28 protein-coding genes, 1 tRNA gene and 1 other annotated feature are annotated in these 23638 nt (G+C 31.6%); of the genes, 28 read left to right on the top strand and 1 reads right to left on the bottom strand.

Going from position 1 to position 23638, the window contains the following annotated elements:
* Positions 1–135: 135 nt before the first annotated feature.
* From rpmG to K5Q11_RS00295, 6 genes are read left to right on the top strand one after another with little or no spacing between them, the layout of a single operon-like run.
* Complete coding sequence (gene rpmG, locus K5Q11_RS00320; protein WP_054657162.1) at positions 136–285, top strand: 50S ribosomal protein L33; 150 nt, start codon at positions 136–138, stop codon at positions 283–285.
* 55 nt (positions 286–340) lie between these two features.
* Entirely contained in the window at positions 341–874 is a 534-nt protein-coding gene (locus K5Q11_RS00315; RefSeq protein WP_220750816.1) for a 5-formyltetrahydrofolate cyclo-ligase, read from the top strand.
* Between the two features lie 16 nt (positions 875–890).
* Positions 891–1568 carry a rhomboid family intramembrane serine protease gene (locus K5Q11_RS00310; RefSeq protein WP_251067885.1) on the top strand — a complete coding sequence of 226 codons (678 nt, stop codon included), beginning with the start codon at positions 891–893 and terminating at the stop codon, positions 1566–1568.
* Positions 1569–1604: 36 nt separating this feature from the next.
* Positions 1605–1832, top strand: a complete 228-nt coding sequence (locus K5Q11_RS00305; protein ID WP_220750815.1) for a YqgQ family protein — start codon at positions 1605–1607, stop codon at positions 1830–1832.
* Positions 1833–1834: 2 nt separating this feature from the next.
* Positions 1835–2800, top strand: a complete 966-nt coding sequence (locus tag K5Q11_RS00300) for an ROK family glucokinase (protein ID WP_220728041.1) — start codon at positions 1835–1837, stop codon at positions 2798–2800.
* Between the two features lie 33 nt (positions 2801–2833).
* Positions 2834–3223: a rhodanese-like domain-containing protein gene (locus tag K5Q11_RS00295; RefSeq protein WP_220750814.1), complete on the top strand. Its 390-nt coding sequence runs from the start codon at positions 2834–2836 to the stop codon at positions 3221–3223.
* A gap of 17 nt (positions 3224–3240) precedes the next feature.
* On the opposite strand, the gene K5Q11_RS00290 is transcribed toward K5Q11_RS00295, so the two are convergent.
* Positions 3241–3417 carry a DUF3042 family protein gene (locus tag K5Q11_RS00290; RefSeq protein WP_220728039.1) on the bottom strand — a complete coding sequence of 59 codons (177 nt, stop codon included), beginning with the start codon at positions 3415–3417 and terminating at the stop codon, positions 3241–3243.
* 126 nt (positions 3418–3543) lie between these two features.
* On the opposite strand from K5Q11_RS00290, the gene miaA reads away from it, so the two are divergent.
* The 22 genes from miaA to recN all read left to right on the top strand — a co-directional run bounded on the left by miaA (position 3544) and on the right by recN (position 23611).
* The gene (gene miaA / locus K5Q11_RS00285; RefSeq protein WP_220750813.1) at positions 3544–4467 is read left to right on the top strand and encodes a tRNA (adenosine(37)-N6)-dimethylallyltransferase MiaA; all 924 of its coding nucleotides are present in this window, start codon (positions 3544–3546) and stop codon (positions 4465–4467) included.
* Positions 4468–4559: 92 nt separating this feature from the next.
* Positions 4560–4940, top strand: a complete 381-nt coding sequence (locus K5Q11_RS00280) for a MerR family transcriptional regulator (RefSeq protein ID WP_220750812.1) — start codon at positions 4560–4562, stop codon at positions 4938–4940.
* Positions 4941–4993: 53 nt separating this feature from the next.
* On the top strand, positions 4994–6337 hold the full coding sequence (glnA, locus tag K5Q11_RS00275; RefSeq protein ID WP_220728036.1) for a type I glutamate--ammonia ligase: 1344 nt from the start codon (positions 4994–4996) through the stop codon (positions 6335–6337).
* 341 nt (positions 6338–6678) lie between these two features.
* Positions 6679–7620, top strand: a complete 942-nt coding sequence (locus K5Q11_RS00270; RefSeq protein WP_220750811.1) for an aspartate carbamoyltransferase catalytic subunit — start codon at positions 6679–6681, stop codon at positions 7618–7620.
* The gene (locus K5Q11_RS00265) at positions 7613–8884 is read left to right on the top strand and encodes a dihydroorotase (protein ID WP_220750810.1); all 1272 of its coding nucleotides are present in this window, start codon (positions 7613–7615) and stop codon (positions 8882–8884) included. Before K5Q11_RS00270 ends, K5Q11_RS00265 begins: the two co-directional genes overlap by 8 nt.
* A gap of 9 nt (positions 8885–8893) precedes the next feature.
* Entirely contained in the window at positions 8894–9976 is a 1083-nt protein-coding gene (locus tag K5Q11_RS00260; RefSeq protein WP_220728109.1) for a carbamoyl phosphate synthase small subunit, read from the top strand.
* Positions 9969–13145, top strand: coding sequence for a carbamoyl-phosphate synthase large subunit (gene carB / locus K5Q11_RS00255; RefSeq protein ID WP_220750809.1), 3177 nt, complete (start codon positions 9969–9971; stop codon positions 13143–13145). Before K5Q11_RS00260 ends, carB begins: the two co-directional genes overlap by 8 nt.
* A gap of 46 nt (positions 13146–13191) precedes the next feature.
* Positions 13192–14127: a dihydroorotate oxidase gene (locus tag K5Q11_RS00250; RefSeq protein WP_220750808.1), complete on the top strand. Its 936-nt coding sequence runs from the start codon at positions 13192–13194 to the stop codon at positions 14125–14127.
* 82 nt (positions 14128–14209) lie between these two features.
* Positions 14210–14683 carry a hypothetical protein gene (locus K5Q11_RS00245; RefSeq protein WP_220750807.1) on the top strand — a complete coding sequence of 158 codons (474 nt, stop codon included), beginning with the start codon at positions 14210–14212 and terminating at the stop codon, positions 14681–14683.
* Positions 14684–14766: 83 nt separating this feature from the next.
* Positions 14767–14840: transfer RNA gene (locus tag K5Q11_RS00240), tRNA-Arg, on the top strand.
* A 103-nt stretch (positions 14841–14943) separates the two neighbouring features.
* Positions 14944–15017, top strand: a sequence feature (ribosomal protein L21 leader region).
* A 20-nt stretch (positions 15018–15037) separates the two neighbouring features.
* Positions 15038–15346 (top strand): 50S ribosomal protein L21, encoded by a 309-nt coding sequence (gene rplU / locus K5Q11_RS00235; protein WP_220728030.1) that lies wholly within the window; start codon positions 15038–15040, stop codon positions 15344–15346.
* An 18-nt stretch (positions 15347–15364) separates the two neighbouring features.
* On the top strand, positions 15365–15691 hold the full coding sequence (locus K5Q11_RS00230) for a ribosomal-processing cysteine protease Prp (protein WP_220728029.1): 327 nt from the start codon (positions 15365–15367) through the stop codon (positions 15689–15691).
* A 31-nt stretch (positions 15692–15722) separates the two neighbouring features.
* Entirely contained in the window at positions 15723–16019 is a 297-nt protein-coding gene (gene rpmA, locus K5Q11_RS00225; protein ID WP_054657142.1) for a 50S ribosomal protein L27, read from the top strand.
* A gap of 136 nt (positions 16020–16155) precedes the next feature.
* A complete protein-coding gene (gene efp / locus K5Q11_RS00220) occupies positions 16156–16719 on the top strand; it encodes an elongation factor P (RefSeq protein WP_220728028.1) in 564 nt (187 codons plus the stop codon).
* Positions 16720–16760: 41 nt separating this feature from the next.
* Complete coding sequence (locus tag K5Q11_RS00215) at positions 16761–17213, top strand: Asp23/Gls24 family envelope stress response protein (protein ID WP_220728027.1); 453 nt, start codon at positions 16761–16763, stop codon at positions 17211–17213.
* Entirely contained in the window at positions 17200–17607 is a 408-nt protein-coding gene (nusB, locus tag K5Q11_RS00210; protein WP_220728026.1) for a transcription antitermination factor NusB, read from the top strand. Before K5Q11_RS00215 ends, nusB begins: the two co-directional genes overlap by 14 nt.
* Before the next feature lie 116 nt (positions 17608–17723).
* Positions 17724–18584 (top strand): bifunctional 5,10-methylenetetrahydrofolate dehydrogenase/5,10-methenyltetrahydrofolate cyclohydrolase, encoded by an 861-nt coding sequence (locus K5Q11_RS00205; RefSeq protein ID WP_220750806.1) that lies wholly within the window; start codon positions 17724–17726, stop codon positions 18582–18584.
* A complete protein-coding gene (xseA, locus tag K5Q11_RS00200; RefSeq protein ID WP_220750805.1) occupies positions 18577–19926 on the top strand; it encodes an exodeoxyribonuclease VII large subunit in 1350 nt (449 codons plus the stop codon). Before K5Q11_RS00205 ends, xseA begins: the two co-directional genes overlap by 8 nt.
* 1 nt (position 19927) lies before the next feature.
* Entirely contained in the window at positions 19928–20158 is a 231-nt protein-coding gene (locus tag K5Q11_RS00195; RefSeq protein WP_220750804.1) for an exodeoxyribonuclease VII small subunit, read from the top strand.
* Positions 20159–20160: 2 nt separating this feature from the next.
* Entirely contained in the window at positions 20161–21048 is an 888-nt protein-coding gene (locus K5Q11_RS00190) for a polyprenyl synthetase family protein (RefSeq protein WP_220750803.1), read from the top strand.
* 23 nt (positions 21049–21071) lie between these two features.
* Entirely contained in the window at positions 21072–21878 is an 807-nt protein-coding gene (locus K5Q11_RS00185) for a TlyA family RNA methyltransferase (RefSeq protein ID WP_220750802.1), read from the top strand.
* 35 nt (positions 21879–21913) lie between these two features.
* Positions 21914–23611: a DNA repair protein RecN gene (gene recN, locus K5Q11_RS00180; RefSeq protein WP_220750801.1), complete on the top strand. Its 1698-nt coding sequence runs from the start codon at positions 21914–21916 to the stop codon at positions 23609–23611.
* Positions 23612–23638: the final 27 nt, after the last annotated feature.

The raw sequence follows: 23638 nt of genomic DNA, 5'->3' as shown, positions 1-23638 counted from the left end.
AAGGTGTTAAGTAAATTTCCTTAACAATGTTTGTAATAATACTGGTAAAATTAACAAAAAAATGATAACATATTAAAAGTTGACAGTTGTTTATATCTATTAAATTAAAAAATGTAATTTGGAGGTGTAGAACATATGCGAGTACACATTACTTTAGAATGTACTGAATGTCATGAACGTAATTACTTATCTACTAAGAGTCGTCGTAACAACCCCGACCGTTTAGAATTAAATAAGTACTGCCCACGTGAAAGAAAAGTTACATTGCATCGTGAAACAAAATAAGGTTTTGGGTTTTTACCCAAACCCTTTTTTATTACTCAAAAGTTGGTGAACGATTATGGATAAAAAGCAGTTTAGAAAAACATTTTTGGATAAACTCAACGTTCTTGACATATCTAAAAAAGATTGTTCATCATTATATAAAAAATTATTTGAATCAAAAGAATTTAACTTTGCTTCTACAATTGCGGTTACTTTAAATTCTAAAATAGAAATTAATACTCTTCCGATTATTCACGAATGTTGGAAAATGGGGAAAAAAGTAGTTATTCCTAAGACTTTTCCTAATCGTAAAATGTTTTTTTATATTTATAATGAAAATACTAAGTTAGTTAAAAGTAAATTTGGTATTTTGGAGCCTATTAATAGTCAGATGGTTTTAAAAGATGAAATTGATTTAATGATTATTCCAGGTCTTTGCTTTGATAAATTAAATCATTATCGTTTAGGATTTGGCGGTGGATACTATGATCGCTTTTTAAGCGATTATAATGGATATACAATTTCTTTAGCAACTAAGCATCAGTTATTAGAAACACCTGAATGGGTGGTTGACGATTTTGATCAACAAATTAACAAAATTATTTATTAGATAGATTGGAGATATTTTGAAAAAATATATAAATCATATCAAAAATAGACCTTTTATAAGTGAAGGACTATTAGGTATTATGATTATCATATATCTTTATATGCTAATGTCTGGAAATGATAATCTTTATGGAATGGTTAATTACGGTGCTAATGTTCATGAGTTAGTAGCTAGTGGACAGTATTGGCGATTATTAACAGCAATATTTTTGCATTGGGATTTTACACACATCCTTTTTAATGGAATTACTCTTTACTTCATTGGAGTGCAATTAGAAAGCTTTTTTGGACATACCAGATTCTTATGTATCTTCTTACTTTCTGGAATAATGGGGAATATGGTAAGCTTTGCTTTTAGCAGTAACTCAATTAGTGCTGGAGCAAGTACTTCACTTTTTGGACTTTTTGGTGTTTATTTAATGTTAGGTGAAAACTTTCATAACAATATTTTTATAAGAAGCCTGGCTAGAAGTTTTTCTTTCTTGATTATTTTAAATATAGGAATTGATTTAATGATGCCTAATGTAGATATTTATGGTCATATTGGTGGCCTTATCGGTGGTTTCTTATATGCTTATGTTTTTAGCTTGCCTAATAATCCAAACATTAGTAAAATGAAGAGAGTTGTTGCATTTATTATGGTTTTAATAATTAGTGTATCAATGCTTAAAATAGGTTTTTCATCAAGTTATTAAAATTATTTAGTGCATTTTTCTTTAGGATGTGGGACAATGAAAACGTTGTATGATGTTCAACAGTTATTGAAAAAATTTGGAACATATGTTTATGTTGGTAAAAGACTATGGGATATTGAAGTTATGGCTTTAGAAATAGATCATTTGCATGATGCTGATCTCATATCTAAAAAGCAATTTATTCAATCAAAACTAGTACTGAATCATGAACATAAAATTGAAGAGAACAAGGCTAATAATAAAAGTCACTTAGGAGGAATTTGATCATGGTAAAGAAGTTAATTGGAATTGATTTAGGAGGAACTACCACCAAACTTGCATTTTTAACTGAAAAGGGTGAAGTTCTTGAAAAATGGGCTATACCAACAGATGTAAGCGGTAACGGTAGCAATATTGTTCCTAATATTATCAAATCAATTAATAAAAACATGGAAAATTCAAACCATGTTATTGATGATTTTATTGGTATTGGAATGGGAACTCCTGGTTCCGTTAACAGAGATGCAGGTACAGTTATTGGTGCTTACAATTTAAACTGGAAGACTACTCAACATATTAAAGATCAAATTGAAAAGGCTCTAGGAATTCCTTTCTTTATTGACAATGATGCAAACGTTGCTTCATTAGGTGAATATTGGAAAGGTGCCGGTAGTAAAGATTCTGATGTAGTATTTGTTACATTAGGAACTGGTGTCGGTGGTGGAGTAATCACTGATGGACAATTAGTACACGGTATTAACGGTGGTGCTGGTGAAATTGGTCACATTACTGTTGAACCAGGTGGTTTTATGTGTACTTGTGGTAAAAGAGGTTGTTTAGAACAATACGCTTCAGCTACAGGAGTTGTTAATGTAGCTAAACATCTATCTTCAGAATTTACTGGTAAATCTAGATTAAAAGAAATTATTGATTCAGGCGAAGAAATAACTTCTAAGATTGTATTTTATCTTGCTGATAATGGTGATATTTTTGCTAACCAAGTTGTAGACCGTGTTTGTTATTTCTTAGGTTTAGCATTATCTAATGTTGGTAATACTTTAAATCCAGGAAACATTATTATTGGTGGAGGAGTTTCCAATGCAGGAAATACCTTATTACAACCAACAACTAAATATTTCCAAGAAAATGCATTTAGACCAGTTAGAGATTCTACTAAGATTCGTTTAGCTCAATTAGGTAATGATGCTGGAGTTATGGGTGCCGGAGCTTTAGTATTACAAAATAACAAATAATTTCTGATAAAAAAAGAAGGAGAAATGATTTAAATGATTCCTATTATTTTAATTTTGATTATCATTATCCTTTGGATTTGTTGGACTATTTTTAATAGAATGCGAGTAAAGCAATTTGCTAGATTTATTACTGAGGAAGAATTTAAGCAAGGTAGTCGTAGAGCTCAAATTATAGATTTGAGAGAGAAAAATGATTTTAATGCAGGACATATATTAGGAGCTAGAAACCTACCATATTCTACAATGAAAACTTTTTACTCTAATATAAGAAAAGATTTACCGGTTTATTTGTATGACCAAGGTAGTAACATTAGTACGAGAACAGCCATTTTTCTACATAAGAATGGTTTTAACGATATTAGTATTCTTAAAAATGGTTACAGAAACTGGAATGGTAAAACTAAAAAAAGTGCTACTTATTAGTAGCACTTTTTTTAGTTTTATTGTAAGTGAGATGATCTTTGCTTACGTAAGGCACGTTTTCTGTTTTCTTCAATTTTTTCTTCTTGATTTTCAATTGGTTCTACGACTGTTTTTTTGAAAGAAAACAAAGCACCTACAGTAGCGCCTGCGGTTGCCAAAGCACCAATCAAAAATCCTTGTCCAAACTTCTTCATAAAAAAAACCTCCTAAATATCATTTACTATTACATTATGCTTTATTTACAATAAATTATCCAGTCCAACGTTTGAAATTATCATATGCTAAACTATTAATATAAATTAATTATGCGGGGAATATTTATGAAAAAATTACTACTAATTGCAGGACCTACGGCTGTTGGTAAAACTTCACTTTCAATAAAATTAGCTAAAAAGTTTAACGGCGAAATTATATCTGGCGATTCCATGCAAGTTTACAAACATTTAGATGTAGGTACTGCAAAAATAACTAAAGATGAAATGCAAGGTATACCACATCATTTGTTAAATATTAGGGATATCGATGAAAGATATACTGTTTCTGATTTTGTTCACGATGCTAGGGTATGTATTGATGAAGTGTTACAACGAAATAAGCTACCGATTGTAGTAGGGGGAACAGGTTTTTATTTACAATCCCTATTAGGTGATTTTCAATTTGGTGGAGATAGTTATAATGGTGATAATATTAGAAACGATTATCATCATTATGCGTTACAAAATGGAAAACATGCACTTTGGATAAAGCTACTTAAAGTGGATCCAGAATCAGCTCGTAAAATTCCAGAGCAAAATGAACGTAGGGTTATTAGAGCATTAGAGGTTTTAGACAAAACCGGTATAAAATTTTCTGAACAAAGTGACGATTTAAATAATAATGACTATGATTATTTTACTGTATGCCTGAATACTGATCGAGATTTGCTATACAATCGTATAAATCAGAGAGTCTTAGTTATGATGCAAAATGGTTTAGAACAAGAGGCTTTATGGTTATATAAAAAAGGCGGATCAAATGTTCCTGCCGGTAAAGGTATCGGATATCGTGAATTTTATCCATATTTTAGGAATAAGATAACTTTAGATAATGTTATAGATGATATTCAAAAAGATTCTAGACACTATGCTAAAAGACAGCTTACATGGTTTAGAAACAAGATGAATGTTACATGGTATGACATTGTAAAAAATAAAGACAATGTTAAATGTATTGAAAATGATGTTGGGCAATGGATTCAACGTTAAATTTAACGTCTTATGTTATAAAAAGTTACATGAACTTGTTGACTTTAAATTAAAAAATGTTATTATAAGACATATTAAAGGGGCTATTAGTTATGAAAGAAAAGGATTTAAGACGTTCATTATCTGTCTTACCCATTGGAACGGTTATGAAATTAACTGATTTAACGGCTAGACAAATTAGATATTATGAAGAGCAAAAGTTAGTAATACCTAAACGTAACGAAGGTAATCGTCGTATGTATTCTTTAAATGATATTGATGAACTTTTGGAAATAAAGGATTATTTATCAGATGGTCTCAATATATCCGATATTAAAAAAATTTATGCTGAAAGAGCATCAAAAAAAGTTGAAGAGCAGAAGAGATTATCTAAAAATTTATCAGATCAAGAAGCTAGAATGCTATTATCTGATGAAATTATTAAAGTTAGTGGCTTAAATCCCGATGATCCTTCAAATAATAGTACTTTTTAATATCATACGTTAGTTCTATCCAAACTAATAAAAAATATTTAGGGGCGAATTTAATGGCTACAAAACATGATTATTCAAAAGATGATATTCGAAAGATGGTTAAAGAAGAAAATGTTCGTTTTCTTCGATTAATGTTTACTGACGTTTTAGGAACTTTAAAAAACGTTGAAGTTCCAATAAGTCAATTAGACGATTTATTAGATGATAAGTTAATGTTCGATGGTTCTTCAATTGAAGGATTCGTTAGAATTGAAGAAAGTGATATGTATTTACGCCCAGACTTATCAACATGGATGATATTCCCATGGAGTTCAGAAAGAGGTAAGATTGCTCGAGTTATTTGTGGGGTTTACAAAACCGATGGTACACCTTTTGAAGGAGATCCTAGAAACAACTTGATTCGAGTTTTGGATGACATGAAAAAAGCTGGTTTTACTTCATTTAATATTGGACCAGAACCAGAATTCTTCTTATTCAAAATGGACGCAAATGGAAAACCAACATTGAATTTGAATGATCAAGGTAGTTATTTTGATATGGCTCCGCTAGATTTAGGTGGTAACTGTCGTCGTGATATTGTATTAACACTTGAAGAAATGGGCTTTGATGTTGAAGCTGCCCATCATGAGGTAGCTCCCGGCCAACATGAAATTGATTTTAAATATGCAGATGCTTTAAATGCAGCTGATAATATTCAAACTTTTAAACTGGTTGTAAAAACAATTGCTAGAAAACACGGATTATATGCAACATTTATGCCTAAACCATTAAGTGGTATTAATGGTTCTGGAATGCATTTGAATATGTCATTATTCCATGAAAATGGAGACGCATTCTATGATGAAAATGGTGAATTGCAATTATCAGAAGTAGCTTATAACTTTATGGGTGGTTTAATTAAACATGCTAGAAGCTATACAGCAATTTGTGATCCATTAGTAAACTCATACAAACGACTAGTACCAGGATATGAAGCTCCAGTATATGTTGCTTGGTCTGGATCTAATCGTTCACCTTTAATTCGAGTACCTAATGCCAGAGGATTGGCTACCAGATTAGAATTGCGTAGCGTTGATCCTACTGCTAATCCATACTTAGCAATTGCTGCTGTATTGGAATCAGGTATGGATGGTCTTAGAAATAAAATTAAGGCTCCTAAGAGTATTGACAGAAATATTTACAGAATGAATGCTGAAGAACGTAAAGAAAATGACATCGTCAATTTACCAGATAATTTGCATAATGCTGTTAAAGACTTGTCAACTGACAAAGTACTTGAACAAGCATTGGGTTCAAAATTATTTAATAGTTTCATTACTGCTAAAAATATTGAATATAATTCATATCGTACTCAAGTTTCTGAATGGGAAACTAACCAGTACATGGATAAATATTAATAAAATTAAGACATGCTATTACGCATGTCTTTTTTTATTTGCATTTTTATATATTCATGTTATTATTATCAATAACAAAAGAAGCAACCTTTAATGTTGACCAGAGAGTCGCAAAGGCCTTAATAATTTCTGTGTAATATAAACTAAAATATAACATCTAAATTAATAAGACTAAAGACTATACCAAAAGGACTCTCTGGACATAAATCTAGAGAGTCCTTTTTTATCTCTAATTAAATTACTGCAATTAATAATGAATACTCCAGAGAGGGTAAATTAATTTTTAAGCCCTCCGTGTATTCAATTACATTGAGGGCTTTTGTATTTAGGAGGATTTATAAATGTCTAATTTGTCTAATAATTTTTTAAACTTAAGTGATTTAACAATGGAAGATTTAAACCATTTAATTAAACTAGGTGAAAAATTTAAAAAAGGTTATCGAATTAATTTGATTCAACCAGTTTATGTTGCAAATCTATTTTTTGAAAATAGTACTAGAACTCACACATCTTTTTACATGGCTGAAAGTAAATTGGGATTGAAAGTTGTAGACATAAACACAGCTACTAGTTCGGTTAAAAAAGGTGAGTCATTATCAGACACTGTTAAAACATTACAATCTTTAGGTGTTTCAATTGAAGTAATTCGTCATAAAACTACAGGATGGTATTCATCAATTGTTGAAGATAACAATGTTAAGGCATCGATTGTAAATGCTGGTGACGGAGCTGGACAACATCCATCACAAAGTTTACTAGATTTAATGACAATTTATGAAGAGTTCGGAACGTTTGAGGGTTTAAACGTTGGAATTATTGGTGATTTATCACATTCTAGAGTAGCTAAGTCAGATGCTCAAATTTTGCATAAATTAGGAGCTAACTTATACTTTAGCGGTCCTAAAGAATGGTATGATGCAGAATTTAGTGATTACGGTACATACGATAGTTTTGATAATATTATTGATAAATTAGACATTACGATGTTGTTACGGGTACAGCTAGAAAGATTAAATGCAGATTCAGTTAATCAATTTAAAGCTAATGAGTATCATGAACAGTTTGGTTTAAGTCTTGATCGAGCAAATAAGATGAAACAAAGTGCAATTATTATGCATCCTGCACCGGTTAATCGTGGAGTTGAAATTGACTCATCGTTAGTTGAATCCTCTCAATCAAGAATATTTAAGCAAATGGAGAATGGTGTTTTTGCTAGAATGGCAATTTTAGCCAACATCTTAGACAACAAGAACTTATTAGCGGAGGAGATTAGTTATGAATAAAATTTTATTGAAAAATGCTAAATTAGGTCACAAGCTGGTTAATATTGCAATTGAAAACGACATAATAGTATCGATAGACGAAGTTGATTCTAAACATTCAGAATTTAATGATTATAAAATTTTTGATGCCTTAGGTAATACTGTTATGCCAGGATTAGTAGATGTGCATGTGCATTTTAGAGATTCAGGTCTTACCTATAAGGAAACCATTAAAACTGGAAGCTATGCAGCTGCACGTGGTGGTTTTACAACTGTTTTTGCAATGCCCAACGTTAAACCGGTGGTAGATAATCCGCAAGCATTAAAAAATATGTTATCCAAAAACAGTACTGATAGTTGTATTAAAACATATCAATATGCATCTATATCTAGTAATTTAGATAAATCAGATAACACTGACATTGCCGCAATGGCTGAACTTGGAGCAATTGCATTCACTAACGATGGTCATGGAGTACAAACTGCTGGGGTTATGTATAAAGCAATGTTAGAAGCTAAAAAGCATAATAAAGCTATTGTAGCGCATGTTGAAGACGATTCCTTAATAAACAATGGGGTTATGAATGCAGGTAAAGCTGCAGACAAATTAGGATTACCGGGTATGAATAGTTTAAGTGAATCTTCACAGTTAGCTAGAGATTTAGTTCTAGCTTATAAAACCGGGGTTCATTATCACGTTGCACATATTTCAACGGCAGAATCAGTTACATTAGTTAGAATTGCTAAAAGCATGGGGGTCCATGTAACCGCGGAAGTATCACCTCATCATCTATTGTTAGACGATTCAATGATTAGTATGGATAATCCAATGATGAAAATGAATCCACCATTAAGAAGTCCAAAGGATAGAGCTGCTTTAATTGCTGGACTATTAGATGGCACGATTGACATGGTTGCTACTGACCACGCTCCACATAGCCAAGAAGAAAAAACTGGTAGTATGTTGACGGCATCTTTTGGAATTGTTGGCTTAGAAACAGCCTTTAGCTTAATGTACACCAAGTTTGTTAAAAGTGGTTTGGTAAGTCTTAATACTTTGTTAGATTGGATGTCTTATAAACCTTTAAAGGCGTTTGATCTAGCAATTAACAAAATCGAGATTGGTGCTAAAGCGAATTTAACAGTTATGGATTTAAATCATGCTTATCAAATTGATGCTAGTCAATTTGTTTCCAAAGGCAAAAATTCACCTTTTATTGGTGAAAAAGTTTTTGGCAAAACTTTAATTACAATATCTAACGGTAATGTTGCTTATCATATTTAAGGAGGAGTTATTATGAAAAAATACTTAGTTTTAGAAGATGGACATGTATTTGTTGGTGAAAGTTTTGGATCACATAAAGATGTTTATGCTGAGATTGTGTTTAATACTGGGATGACTGGTTATCAAGAAACCATCACTGATAACAGTTATAAAGGCCAAATCGTAACCTTTACGTATCCTATAATTGGCAACTATGGTATTAATTTAGAAGACTCCGAAAGCGATAAGCCTGCTGCTGAAGCTATCATCGTCCATGAATTAGCTCGTAGAATTGGTAATAAAAGAGCTGATATGACGTTACAAGAATATGCTGACGAAAATAATTTACCTGGTATTAGCGGTATTGATACTAGAGAACTTACTGAAATTATTCGTAATAAGGGTTCTATGAAAGCAGCTATTTTATCGGAGTTCGACTGGAAAAAAGTTAATTCATTATTTAATAAAGAATTAGATAATACTTACGTCTGTAATAATAATCATGGAAAATCGATGGATGAAAATAAGGGTAAGACAGTAGCTGTTATTAATTTTGGAATTAAAGATTCTATTATAGCAGCTTTGCAAAAAAGAAATATCCATGTAGTTTTATTCCCATATGAAGCTAGCTATGAAGAAATCACTTCAATCAAACCATCAGGTATATTGTTATCCAATGGACCAGGAAATCCAGAAAATTATGCAGTTGCAATTCCTACAATTCAGCGATTAGAAGCCAAGTATCCATTGATGGGGATTTGTTTAGGTCATCAACTATTTGCGCTTGCTAATGGAGCTAAAACTTACAAAATGAAGTATGGTCATAGGGGATTTAATCATGCTGTTAATGATTTTGAAACCAATAAATCGAATTTTACTTCACAAAATCATGGTTATGCGGTGGATGCAATTTCAGTTACCCAAACTAATCTACAAATTACGCAAAAAGAAATTAATGATGGGACCGTTGAAGGTTTGAAATTAATAAATAGACCCGCTTTTTCAGTTCAATATCATCCTGATGCATGTCCTGGACCACACGATGCGGAATACATGTTTGATAGATTTATTAATATGATGATTAGAAATGAAAGGAGTTTGCAAAATGCCTAAACGTAATGATTTAAATAAAATATTAGTAATTGGTTCTGGTCCCATTATAATAGGCCAAGCTGCTGAATTTGATTACTCTGGTTCGCAAGCATGTCTATCTTTAAAAGAAGAAGGCTATGAAGTGGTTTTGATTAATTCTAATCCTGCTACCATTATGACTGATGATGAAATTGCGGATGAAGTTTATATTGAACCTATAACTCTGGAGTTTGTAACTAAAGTTATTGAAAAAGAAAGACCAGATGCCATTTTACCAACTTTAGGTGGTCAAACTGGTTTAAATATGGCTAAACAATTATCTGATAATGGAGTTCTAAAAAAATATAATTTAGAGCTATTAGGAACTAATTTAAATACTATCGAAGAGGCTGAGGATCGAGATAAGTTTAAGCAACTGATGAATCGCCTAAATGAACCAGTCCCTGAATCAGACATAGCTAATAATCTTAATGATGCAAAGAGGATTGCTAAAGAAATTGGTTATCCTTTAGTTATTAGACCGGCCTATACGCTAGGAGGAACTGGTGGTGGATTTGTATATAATGACCATCAATTAGAAGAAATTGTTACGAATGGTTTAGATTTATCACCAGTTAACCAAGTATTAGTCGAAAAATCTATTGCTGGATATAAAGAAATCGAATTTGAAGTAATGCGTGATCATTATGATAATGCTTTAATTGTAGCTTCAATGGAGAATGTCGATCCAGTAGGTGTACATACTGGAGATTCAATTGTAACTGCACCTGTTCAAACATTATCAGATCGAGAATATCAAATGATGCGAGACTCAGCACTTAAAATTATAAGGGCTTTGAAGATTGAAGGTGGATGTAATGTTCAAATGGCATTAGATCCAGCTAGCCTACAATATTATATTATTGAAGTTAATCCACGTGTTTCTAGGTCATCAGCATTGGCCTCAAAAGCCACAGGCTATCCCATTGCTAAAATGGCCGCTAAAATAGCAGTTGGATTATCTTTGAGTGAAATTAAGAATCCAATAACTCAAACAACTTTTGCTAATTTTGAACCAACAATGGATTATGTAGTTACTAAAATACCTAGATGGCCATTTGATAAATTCCCTACAGCTGACAATACATTAGGTACTCAAATGAAAGCTACAGGAGAAGTTATGGCTATTGGTAGAAATTTTGAAGAATCGATTCAAAAAGCAATGCGTTCTTTAGAAATAGGCATTAATGGGATTGAAGATATTGACTATCGTGATTATCAAGATCAACAATTAATTGACATGTTGACTCCAGCTACAGACGAACGAATGTTTATAATCTTTGAATTGATTCGTAGAGGTCATAGTATTGATGAACTTGCTGATAAGACTAAAATAAATGTGTTCTTCTTAGATAAATTTTTACACATTTTTGAAATTTCGCAGCAACTTTCTGCTAATCCATTAAATTTAGATTTATTAACAACCGCTAAAAAGAATGGCTTTACTGACCAAAGTGTAGCTTACTACTGGGAAATGAACACTTCTGATATTAGAAAATTAAGGATTGAAAATGGGATAACTCCAGTTTATAAAATGGTAGATACTGCCGCTGCAGAATTTGAATCTAAAACTCCTTATTATTACTCCACCTATGAACATAAAAATGAATCAAAAGTGTCTGATAATAAATCAGTACTAGTTATTGGCTCTGGCCCCATTAGAATAGGCCAAGGTGTGGAATTTGACTATGCTACAGTGCACAGTGTTCAAGCCATTCAAAAAATGGGTTATGAATCTATCATAGTTAACTCCAATCCGGAAACTGTTTCGACTGACTTTTCCATTTCAGATAAATTATATTTCGAACCACTTAATCTTGAAGATATATTAAATATTATAGATTTGGAAAAACCGGTCGGAGTAGTAGTGCAATTTGGTGGACAAACTTCCATTAACTTAGCTAAGAAACTAGCTGATTATGGAATAAAAATTTTAGGAACAGATGTTAATGATATTAATAGATCTGAAGATCGAGACTTATTTAATCAAGTAATTAAGAAGTTAGAGTTAGCACAACCATTAGGAAGCACAGCTACTAATACACCAGATGCCTTGAAAATTGCTAATAGAATTAAATATCCAGTACTGATTAGACCATCATATGTATTAGGTGGTAGAGGGATGGAAATAGTTAGATCCGATAACGAATTAAAAGAATACATGGATAAAGCAGTTGAGGTGTCAAATGACCATCCAGTATTGATTGACTCATATCTAGAAGGTTCTGAAGCAGAAGTTGACGTAGTTTCAGATGGTGAAACAGTTATCATTCCAGGTATATTAGAACATGTAGAAAGAGCCGGTGTGCATTCTGGAGATTCTATGGCTATTTATCCACCGCAAATGATGAGTGAAAATGTAAAAAAACAAATTGTGTCATCGTCAATTAAATTATCTAAAGAATTAAAAGTTATTGGATTAATGAATATTCAATTTGTTATTAAAGACGATACAGCTTACGTAATTGAAGTTAATCCGCGAGCATCTAGAACTGTGCCTTTTATGTCTAAAGTTACTAAGACTCCACTAGCACAATTAGCTACTAGGGTAATGCTTGGCCATAAATTAAGTGATTTAGGCTATCAAGATGGAGTATTACCAACTGATAAAATGATACATGTTAAAGCTCCAGTATTTAGTTTTAACAAAATCCATAATATGAATACTTTATTAGGACCTGAAATGAAGTCTACTGGAGAAGTTATGGGAACTGGACATAATTTAAAGCAAGCTCTTTATAAAGCATTTGCAGCTTCAGGATTAAAAGTTATTCAGCATGGAAATGTAATCTTATCAATTGATGAAAATGATAAAAATGAAACTTTAGCATTAGCTAATAAACTAAATGACTGTGGCTTTAATATTATTGCTGATGACAATAATTATGAGCTGTTAAGTTCGAAGTGCATTAGTAGTACCTTAATTAATAAGTCAGAGTTGTTAAATGATCCTTTAGAATATTTAAGAGCTGAGCAGATAGACCTGGTAATTGACACATGTAACAACTTAGACTTAGACGCTAAAGAAAATAAGATGATTAGAGAAGCAGCAGTTGAAGATAATATTAATATGTTCACATCTTTAGATACTATTAATGCTTATCTAAGCGTTATTGATGAACATGATAATTTGGATGTTGAAAAAGTTTAATTATATATTTTAAATTAATGGACTTTACTGGAGGGATTTAATAATTATGGATAAAAAACTGTTTGCTAGTATAGCTAATGTTGACTTTAATGGAGTTTTAATCAATGCATCAGGTGTTCATTGTCAAACTAGTAGTGAATTAGATGAATTGTTGAATGATGAATATGTAGCAGCACCAGTTACTAAAAGTGCAACTTTGAATTCTAGGGATGGTAATCCTAAACCATCTTATTTTGAATTTAAAGATGGTTCTATTAACTCCATGGGACTACCTAACAATGGCTTTGAATATTATTTAAATTATGTAGAGTCACATAGAAACAATAAACCTATAATATTATCGATTGCCAGCTTGTCTCAAAAAGAATGTATAGAATTATTGCATAAAGTACAAGCTTCTGATTTTAATGGCATAACAGAATTGAATCTTTCTTGTCCTAATGTTATTGGAAAACCGCAAGTTGCTTATGATTTTGAAGCTACAGATAAAATTTTGAGTGAGGTGTTTAGTTTCTTTAAGAAGCCATTGGGGATTAAATTACCACCTTACTTTGATTTAACACATTTTGATCAGATAGCCGCTGTTTTAAATCAATATCCACTTTCACACGTTAATTCAGTTAATTCGATTGGAAATGGTTTACTAGTAGATTTAGCAACAGAGGCACCCGTTATAAAACCAAAGGGTGGTTTTGGCGGAGTTGGTGGTCACAATATTTTACCTACAGCGTTAGCCAATGTTAGAGCTTTTAGATTACGACTCAACCAAAATATCAAAATAATTGGTACTGGTGGAGTTAAAACTGCTGAGGATGTCTTTGCTCACATCTTATGTGGAGCAGATTTGGTTTCCATTGGTACTGAACTTAATAAACAAGGAATTAGTCTATTTAAAAACTTAAATGACGGACTAATAAAAATTATGCATGATAAAGGCTATAATAGTGTCGATGAATTTAGAAATGGTTTGAAAGATATTTAGTTAAAAAAGACTATATTAGTCTTTTTTTTATTTTAAATAAAATGATAGAATAATATTTAGATTGATTTTTGGAGTTGATTATATGAATGTAGATTTTGAAAAATTATTAAAGAATAGTATAGCTAATTTTAGAATCAAAGAACAAAAGCAAGAAATTATTTCTAATCCTAGTAATAAATTAGATAAAGCATTAATTAATTTAGATCTACAATTATGTGAATTAATAGATTGCTCAAAACGTTGTTCTTTAGAAGTTGTTAATAATTTAGACGTAGATAATTATAAAAAGAATCTTAACAAAAAATTTGTGGAATGCTTGGATGCTTACTTTTTATTAGCCAACTTAAAGAACTGGAATGATTTGATAATTGCTGGAAGTGAAGAATTAAATAAAATTATTAAACTAAATCCAGATAAAGAAATAAGTAAGACATATTTAATTATGAAAAAAACTTTGTACAATGCTTTTTTTAATCATTCTAAACAAGAATTTAATCGTTCTTGGAAAGTTTTTCTTAAACTTTGTTTTGTTGATTTAAATTTAACTTTAAACTAAATAATTGAAATTTTTTAATTTAAAGTGTTGACACTTTTTTATAGTTTATGTATAATTATTTTCTGTTGAGTGATATTTGATATGTCGCAGTAGCTCAGCTGGATAGAGCAACGGTCTTCTAAACCGTAGGTCAAGAGTTCGAATCTCTTCTGCGACATAATATTAGAAAAGGCAGTGCGTAAGCATATGCCTTTTTTTAATATTTATGTTGACTATTTAATTGTAATTTTGTACAATTAGCTTGTTGTATTTGTGGACTTCCACAGCTACAACCGCACAGAATAAGTATTAAGTTTCTTATGAACGCTTAATTTTGGCGAGTCTAAGCAAATATTTAAGGAGGTGCACATAATTATGTACGCAATTATCGTTACAGGTGGAAAGCAATATAAAGTTGCTGAAGGTGATTCAATCTACGTTGAAAAGTTAAACGCAAACGAAGGTGACAAGGTTAAATTTGACCAAGTTGTATTTGTTGGTGGTGATTCAGCTAAGGTTGGTAGTCCTTTAGTAGACGGTGCTTCTGTTGAAGGTACTGTAGACAAACACGGACGTGGCAAGAAGATTACTATTCTTAGATACAAACCTAAGAAGGGTGCTCGTTCAAAGAAGGGTCACAGACAACCTTATACTAAGGTTACAATCAATTCTATTAATGCATAATTTTAAGAGGTATTTTTAATGATTAAAGCCAAAATTATTCGTAACAATAATAACATTGTTAAATTTGAAATTCGTGGACATGCAGATGCTGGTGAGTACGGTAGTGATATCGTTTGTTCAGCTGTCTCAGCTTTAACGATTTCAATTGTGAATGGATTGGATTTAGTTGTTAATGTTCATCCTAAAGTTACTAGTGATGATTTGAACGGTGGTTTAATGATTGTGGAAATTCCCGCGATTGTTGATCATGATAAACAAATTATGGCTAATGCTTTATTGGATACTTTTGAAAATGGATTAAAAGATATATCACATAACTATTCTGATTATGTGAAACTACAATAAAAGAATATAGTTGTATGGAGGTGTAATCGTTATGTTAAACATGAATTTACAATTCTTCTCTCACCATAAAGGGGGAGGTTCAACTGCTAACGGTCGTGATTCTGCTGGTCGTCGTTTAGGTACTAAGGCTGCAGATGGTTCAACTGTTACAAGTGGATCAATTATTTACCGTCAACGTGGTACACATATTTACCCAGGTAAAAATGTTAAACGTGCAAGTGATGATACTTTATTTGCTTTAGTAGATGGTGTTGTACGTTTTGAACGTATGGGACGTAGCAAACGTCAAGTTTCTGTTTACCCAGAATCTGAAGCCGTTGCTAAATAAAATAATACAATATCTAAAAAAGCCTGTTTAACAGGCTTTTTTAATTATAAAAGTCATTTTAACTACATAGTATGCAACAGAAGTCATTTTTATTGCTATGATGTATGTTATAAGTCTTTTTAGGAGGATGAAAGATATGTCAACAATTTCAACTGCAAATTTCAAAAATGGGCTAACCATTGAAGTAGATAACGCTATTTGGAGAATTATTAGTTTCCAACACGTTAAACCTGGTAAAGGTGGAGCTTTCGTACGTACTAAGTTAAAGAATTTAAGAACTGGTGCGGTTCAAGATAAAACATTCCGTTCAGGTGCTAAAATGGAACAAGCACAAATTGATACTAGAAGTATGCAATACTTATATGAAGATGGTTCAGGTTATGTATTCATGGATATGGATAACTATGAACAAATTTCTGTACCTGGTGAAAAAATTAAAGATGCTTTAAACTACCTACAAGAAAATATGGATGTAAGCATCGTTCAATACGAAAATGAAGTTATTGGAATCGAAGTTCCTAATACTGTGACTCTAGAAGTAGTTGATACTGAACCAAGTATCAAAGGAAACACTGCTTCTGGTGGTAGCAAACCAGCTACTATGGATACTGGTTTAGTAGTACAAGTACCATTCTTTGTTAACAAGGGTGACAAGTTGGTAATTAATACTACAGACGGAACATACATTTCAAGAGCTTAAATAATTTATTATTTGAATGATATTTGATTGGAGGTCTTATTTTGGCAGAAGAATCAAACATTGACTTGAAGAATACTGAGTCATCAGAATTTGGTGAAATTAAAATTGCTCCTCGAGTGTTAGAAATTGTGTCCAGTATTGCTTCAGTTCAAGTCAAGGGTGTAAATCGTATGCGTGGTTCATTTTCTAATAGTATGAATGAACTTTTCGGTCATAAGGAATTTAACAAAGGTGTTAAGTTAGACTTTAATGACGATCAATTAAATGTTGATGTCTATGTTTACTTAGAATATGGAGTTTCAGTTCCACAAGTGGCTTTGGAAATTCAAAAACAAGTAAAACAACAACTTTTGTTTATGACGGAATTGCAAGTAAACGAGGTTAATGTTCACGTTGAGGGAATAGTTCCTCAAAAAGATAGTGTTAAAATTGATCCTGATCAATTATTCTCAGATAATGAAGATAGCAAAGGTGATAACAGTGAATCTAACTAGACACAAAATACGAGAACTTGCATTTCAAACTCTTTTTGCGATCGAAGCTAATAGTGCTACTGATAAAGAAATGTTTTTCTATGCCCTAACAAAAATGAATGAAGATGAAGAAATTCCTCAATATTTCAATGTAATTGTTGATGGCGTTTTAGAGCATAAAAGTGAATTAGATTCGCTAATTAGTAAATATCTAAGTTCAGGTTGGTCAATTCAACGTATTGCTAAGACAGATTTAATTGTGCTTAGAGTAGCTTTCTTTGAAGCTAAATATGTTGAAAATATACCAGCTAACGTTGCAATTAATGAGGCCTTAGAAATAACTAAAAAGTATAGTGATGACCGTTCAAGAAAATTTGTTAATGGTGTATTATCTAATATTGTTTCTAAAGACTAATCTAAAAAGTAAACTTCTAATTTTAATTGGAAGTTTACTTTTTATTTTGTAGATTGTACATATTTAAAATTTATATGCTAAAATAAGGTTAAAATTCGTAAGGGTGGTATTTATTAATGGCAACTATAATTGATGGTAGAAAACTAGCTAAAAAAATTAACGATGAAACAGCAAAACAAGTTACAAAACTTAAGAGTGAGAATGTTTTTCCTTGTCTAGCAGTTATTTTAGTTGGTGATGATCAGGCTAGTCATCGATATGTAAGAAGTAAGCATCGCAAGGCTGAACAACTGGGAATCAAATCAATTGTTAAAGAAATGCCAGAAAATACTACTCAAGAAGATCTTATGCAAGTTTTAAGCGAATATAATAATGATGATGATATTCATGCAATTTTAATACAATCACCTTTACCAAAGCAGATTGATGAAAAATTTATTATGAAACAAATCAATCCTAAAAAAGACGTAGATGGATTTCAAACAATTAATGCTGGTAATTTATTTTTAAACGAATCTACTAATTATCCAGTTGCATGTACTCCAAATGGAGTTATGCAAATGTTCAAAGAATATAGTGTTACATTAGAAGGCAAAAAAGCAGTAGTAATCGGTAGAAGTACAATCGTAGGTCGTCCTATGGCAGCATTATTAATTAATGCCGGAGCTGAAGTTACAGTGCTAAATCATTTTGCTGAAGTGAGTCAATATACTAAGGATGCTGATATAGTAGTTTCTGCTACTGGTAAACTGCATACATTAAAGGCTGCTGATGTTAAAGCAGGTGCTACAGTTATTGATGTAGGTCAAAACGTTGATGAGAATGGTAAATTAGTGGGCGATGTTGACTTTAATGAAGTTGCTAAAGTTGCTGGAAACATAACACCAGTACCTGGTGGTGTTGGACCAATGACAATCTGTATGTTAATGAAACAAACAGTACAACTTGCAAAATGGAGTGATAAACGTAATGGATAATGAGTACCTAACAGTTACAGCGTTAACTCAATATCTTAAAAAAAAGTTTGATTTTGATCCTTTCTTAGGAAAAATTTATTTAACTGGTGAAATATCTAATTATCGCTATCGTGGCAATAGTCATCAATATTTTAGTATTAAAGATGATAACGCAAAAATCAGCGCAGTTATGTTTAAATCGGCTTTTGCTAAGGTAAAGTTTCAACCTAAAGAGGGTATGAAAGTTCTTGTTACTGGTAGGATATCGTTATATGAACGTAGTGGTAGCTATCAAATTTATGTTAATCATATGGAACCAGATGGAGTCGGACAATTATATCAAGCTTATGAGCAACTAAAAAATAAGCTTTCAAAAGAAGGCCTATTTAATGCTCCTAAAAAATTGTTACCTAAGTATCCTAAAAGAATAGCGGTTGTAACATCTCCTAGTGGTGCAGTTATTAGAGATATAATTACTACTACTAGACGTAGATATCCAATTGCTCAAATCGTCTTATATCCAGCAGTGGTTCAAGGTCAAGAAGCTGCCGATAGCATTGCTGCTCAAATTAAGCAAGTTAATGCTGATGGTAACTTTGATACCTTAATAATTGGTCGTGGTGGTGGATCGATTGAAGATTTATGGCCATTTAATGAAGAAATAGTTGCTAGAACTATTTATGACAGTAAAATTCCCATTATATCATCTGTAGGACATGAAACTGATACTACTATTGCGGATTTAGTTGCTGATGTGCGTGCTGCGACTCCAACAGCAGCTGCTGAATTAGCAGTACCTGTTTTAACTGAAGAAATAAATAAAATAAATAACTTTTACACTAGAATAATTAACGCATTCAACAATAAGTTAGTTGTTAAACAACAACGGTTAAACAAATTAAAACAGTCTTATATTTTTAAACAACCAGAGAGGCTGTATGAGGCTTACTTGCAACAAGTAGATAATTTATCTAATAATTTATTGAACCTTATGAAGGATAAAATAAATCATAATAGTAAGAATTTAACTGATTATAGCTATCGATTAAAGATAAATTCGCCATTACAAACGGTTAAAGATTATGAGAAAAAAGTAGATAATAATTTTGACAACACTGTACGTGCGATGAAAAATATCTTATCTGATAAAAGTAATGCTATGCAAAAAACGGTTTCTTCTTTAGAACATTTGAGTCCGTTAAAAACAATGAGTCGAGGTTATGCATATGTAACCTCTGAAGATAATCAAAAAGTTATTAAAAAAGTCTCTGAAGTCCATAAAGATGATGAAATTAAGCTTAATTTCATTGATGGATCAGCATATGCCAAGGTTAAATCTGTACATCAAAAGGAGAATAACTAGAATGTCCGAAGAAATTAGTTTTGAACAAAATATGCAAAATTTAGAAAAAATTGTTAATGATTTGGAACAAGGTGATGTTCCATTAGAAGAAGCACTTAATAAATTTAAAGATGGTGTGGAATTAAGTAATAAATTACAACAAACTTTGAAAAATGCTGAAAATACACTAGCTAAAGTAGTTAAAGCTGATGGTCAAGAGCATGCTTTTGAAAGTTCTGAGAGTGAAGAATAGTAATGAGTAGCAAAGAAATTTTAAATCAATTTGAACAGACATATCTCAATGATATTAATTTATTTTTGAGTGATAACTTATCTAATTTTGTCAGTCAATCCACCTTACAAAAATCAATGCGATATTCCTTGCTTGCAGGTGGTAAAAGACTTAGACCACTTTTAACTTTAGCTGTATTAGATGCTTTCAACGTTAAATGTAACCATGATTTATTAAAAGTGGCTTGTGCAGTTGAATTATTGCACACATATTCTTTAATCCATGATGATTTACCAGCTATGGATAACGATAATTTACGTAGAAATAAGCCCACTAACCATCGAATTTTTGGACCAGGAATGGCTACCTTAGCTGGTGATGGATTGTTAACTTTATCATTTGAATGGTTAACCGATAATGAACTTTCTTATGAAAAGCAGGCTAAATTAGTTTTGGCACTTTCTAAAGCTGCGGGGCCTTCTGGTATGGTTGCTGGTCAAGCTAGTGATATTGAATATGAAAATCATAAATTAAATTTATCACAGTTACAGACTCTACATGCTAATAAAACAGGAGCTTTAATTCACTATGCTGTTGATGCTGGGTTGATTATTGCTTCTGATAATGCTCAATTAAATCATTTATTATTATCTTTTGCTGATGATTTTGGTTTAGCATTTCAGATTTATGATGATATTTTGGATCGCACGGCTACGGTTAAAGAATTAGGCAAACCAGTTAGCCAGGATGGCATTAAAAACACATATCCTAACTTACTGGGATTGAGTAATTCCATTGAAAAATTAAAAGAAACAATATTACATGGGAAAAAACAATTAGAAATTGCCAACACTGAATATAGTTTGGATGTTTCAATTTTGCAATCGTTTTTTTCTTATTTTAAAATTTAACAATACAATATTAGGGGAACATAATGAAGAAACAAAGAGTTGATGTTTTACTTGTTCAACAAGGCCTTTTTGATACTCGTGAAAAAGCTAAACGAGCAGTTATGGCCGGTGAAATACTAGGTAAAAACGAAGAAAGACTAGATAAGCCAGGTGTTAAAATACCAGAAGATACTGAATTACATTTAAAAGGGAAACCAATGCCCTATGTAAGCCGTGGAGGACTAAAATTAGCCAAGGCGCTTAAAGCATTTAATATTGATGTTAACAATAAAGTAGTTCTAGATATTGGTTCTTCTACAGGTGGTTTTACCGATGTAATGCTACAAAACGGTGCTAAGTTAAGTTATGCTTTAGACGTTGGAAGTAACCAACTAGTTTGGAAGCTTAGAAATGATAGTAGAGTAGTTGTTATGGAGCACACTAACTTTAGATATAGTAAGTTAAGTGATTTTCATGAAGGACAACCACTGTTTGCTTCAATCGATGTATCTTTTATTTCCTTACATTTGATACTACCACCCTTAAAAAATATCATTGCTCAAAATGGTGAAGTGGTAGCTTTAATTAAGCCACAGTTTGAAGCAGGTAAAGAAAAGGTAGGTAAGCATGGCATAGTAAGAGATCATAAAGTACATAAAGAAGTACTCGAGGATATTATTAGTTTTGCTTTGGAAAATGGTTACAGCGTGGAAGGATTAGACTTTTCACCAATTAAAGGTGGCGAAGGTAACATTGAGTTTTTAATTCATTTACGTTCAGTAGATGTACCTATTAAAAACGATACCATCTCAATTGATCAAGTAATTCAAAATGCTGATAATTCACTCTAAACAATATATTGTAAAGTTTTTAAGAGGTGATGTCTTTGTTACAAGAACTATCAATTGATAACTTAGCAATTATTGAACATCTCGATGTTGATTTTGCAAGTAGGATGACAGTATTAACTGGTGAAACGGGTGCTGGTAAATCTATCATAATAGATGCAGTTAGCTTATTGGCTGGTGGTAGAGGATCTCAAACCTTTATTCGTAATGGTGCTAAAAAACTTAATATTCAAGGTTTATTTGTTTTTGATGCTAATGATTTAACTTATAAAACTCTAGATGATTTAGGCATAAATCATGACGATGGTAGTGTTATTATTCAAAGAGAAATCTATCGAAATGGTCGTAATGTTTGCAGAGTGAACGGTATATTAGTTAACACTACTAATTTAAAAAAAATTGGTAAAAAAATAGTTGATATTCAAGGACAAAATGAGCATCAAGAATTAATGAATTCTGAATTACATGTTAGTTTATTAGACTCTTTTGATTTAAAACATATCAAACCAATTTTAGATGAATATACTAGCTGTTACGATAAATACAATCAAATCAGTAATATGGTGCGAAAAAAGCGTGATAATCAATATGAATGGACTCAGAGAATAGATATGTTAAAGTTTCAAACTGCTGAAATTGAGAATGCTCATTTAGATGATGACAATGAGGAACAAAGTTTATCTATTGAACGTGAACATTTAAGAAACTATCAAAAAATAGTGGATACTTTAACTAAAACTTTTTCGCTTATTAGTGGAAATGACTCAATGAGTCCTATTGATATGATTGGTGAAGCTAAAAGTTCTATTAAGGATATTGAAGATATAGATGACAGTTTCCACGGTATATCAGATGATATTAATAATGCCTATTATTCATTACAAGATGCAGTAAATAACATATCTAGTCAATTAGATTTACAAGAATTTGATGAAAATAGATTAAATGAAATTGAACAAAGATTTGATTTAATCAATAATTTAAAAAGTAAATATGGTAATTCCATATCTGAAATTAAGACTTATTATCAAAAAGCTAAAAAAGAATTAGACGATATGTTATTAAACCAAAGTGATAATGGAAATCTTGAAGAAAAATTAGCTTTAATAACAAGCCAATTGGATTCTATAGGACAAAAATTAGATACTATGAGAATTCAAACTGCCAAGTCTTTAGAAAAATCTGTGCATGAACAACTATCTGATTTATATATGTCCAAGGCTATTTTTAAGGTGCACTTTGAAGCCTTACCAGATAATGAATTTAGAAGATATGGTAGGTCAAAAATTGAGTTTTATATCCGAACTAATCCAGGAGAACAGCTACAACCATTAGCTAAAATTGCTTCTGGTGGTGAACTTTCTAGAATTATGCTAGCGTTGAAAACTATTTTTGCGGCTGATCAACAAGTTACATCAATTATTTTTGATGAAGTTGACACTGGAGTTTCTGGTCGAGTGGCGCAAGCGATTGCTGAAAAAATTAGTCAAATTGCTTGTCATTCACAGGTGTTATGTATAACTCACTTACCACAGGTAGCTTCGATGGCAGATCATCATTACTTTATTGAAAAATCATCCACTAACAATAGTACTGAAACTAGCGTTAGAAAACTTAATAATAATGATCGAGTTAATGAATTGGCAAGAATGTTAGCAGGAACTAAAATTACTGAACTGACACTTAACCATGCTAAAGAGTTGTTGAACTTAGCTAATCAAGCTAAACATAATTAAAAAAAGTTTGATTAATTGGCATAAATA

This window comes from Apilactobacillus xinyiensis, assembly GCF_019656235.1.
Classification (GTDB): Bacteria; Bacillota; Bacilli; order Lactobacillales; family Lactobacillaceae; genus Apilactobacillus; species Apilactobacillus xinyiensis.
The sequence above is the reverse complement of the archived record's forward strand: the minus strand, read 5'-3'. Positions and strand labels throughout refer to the sequence as shown.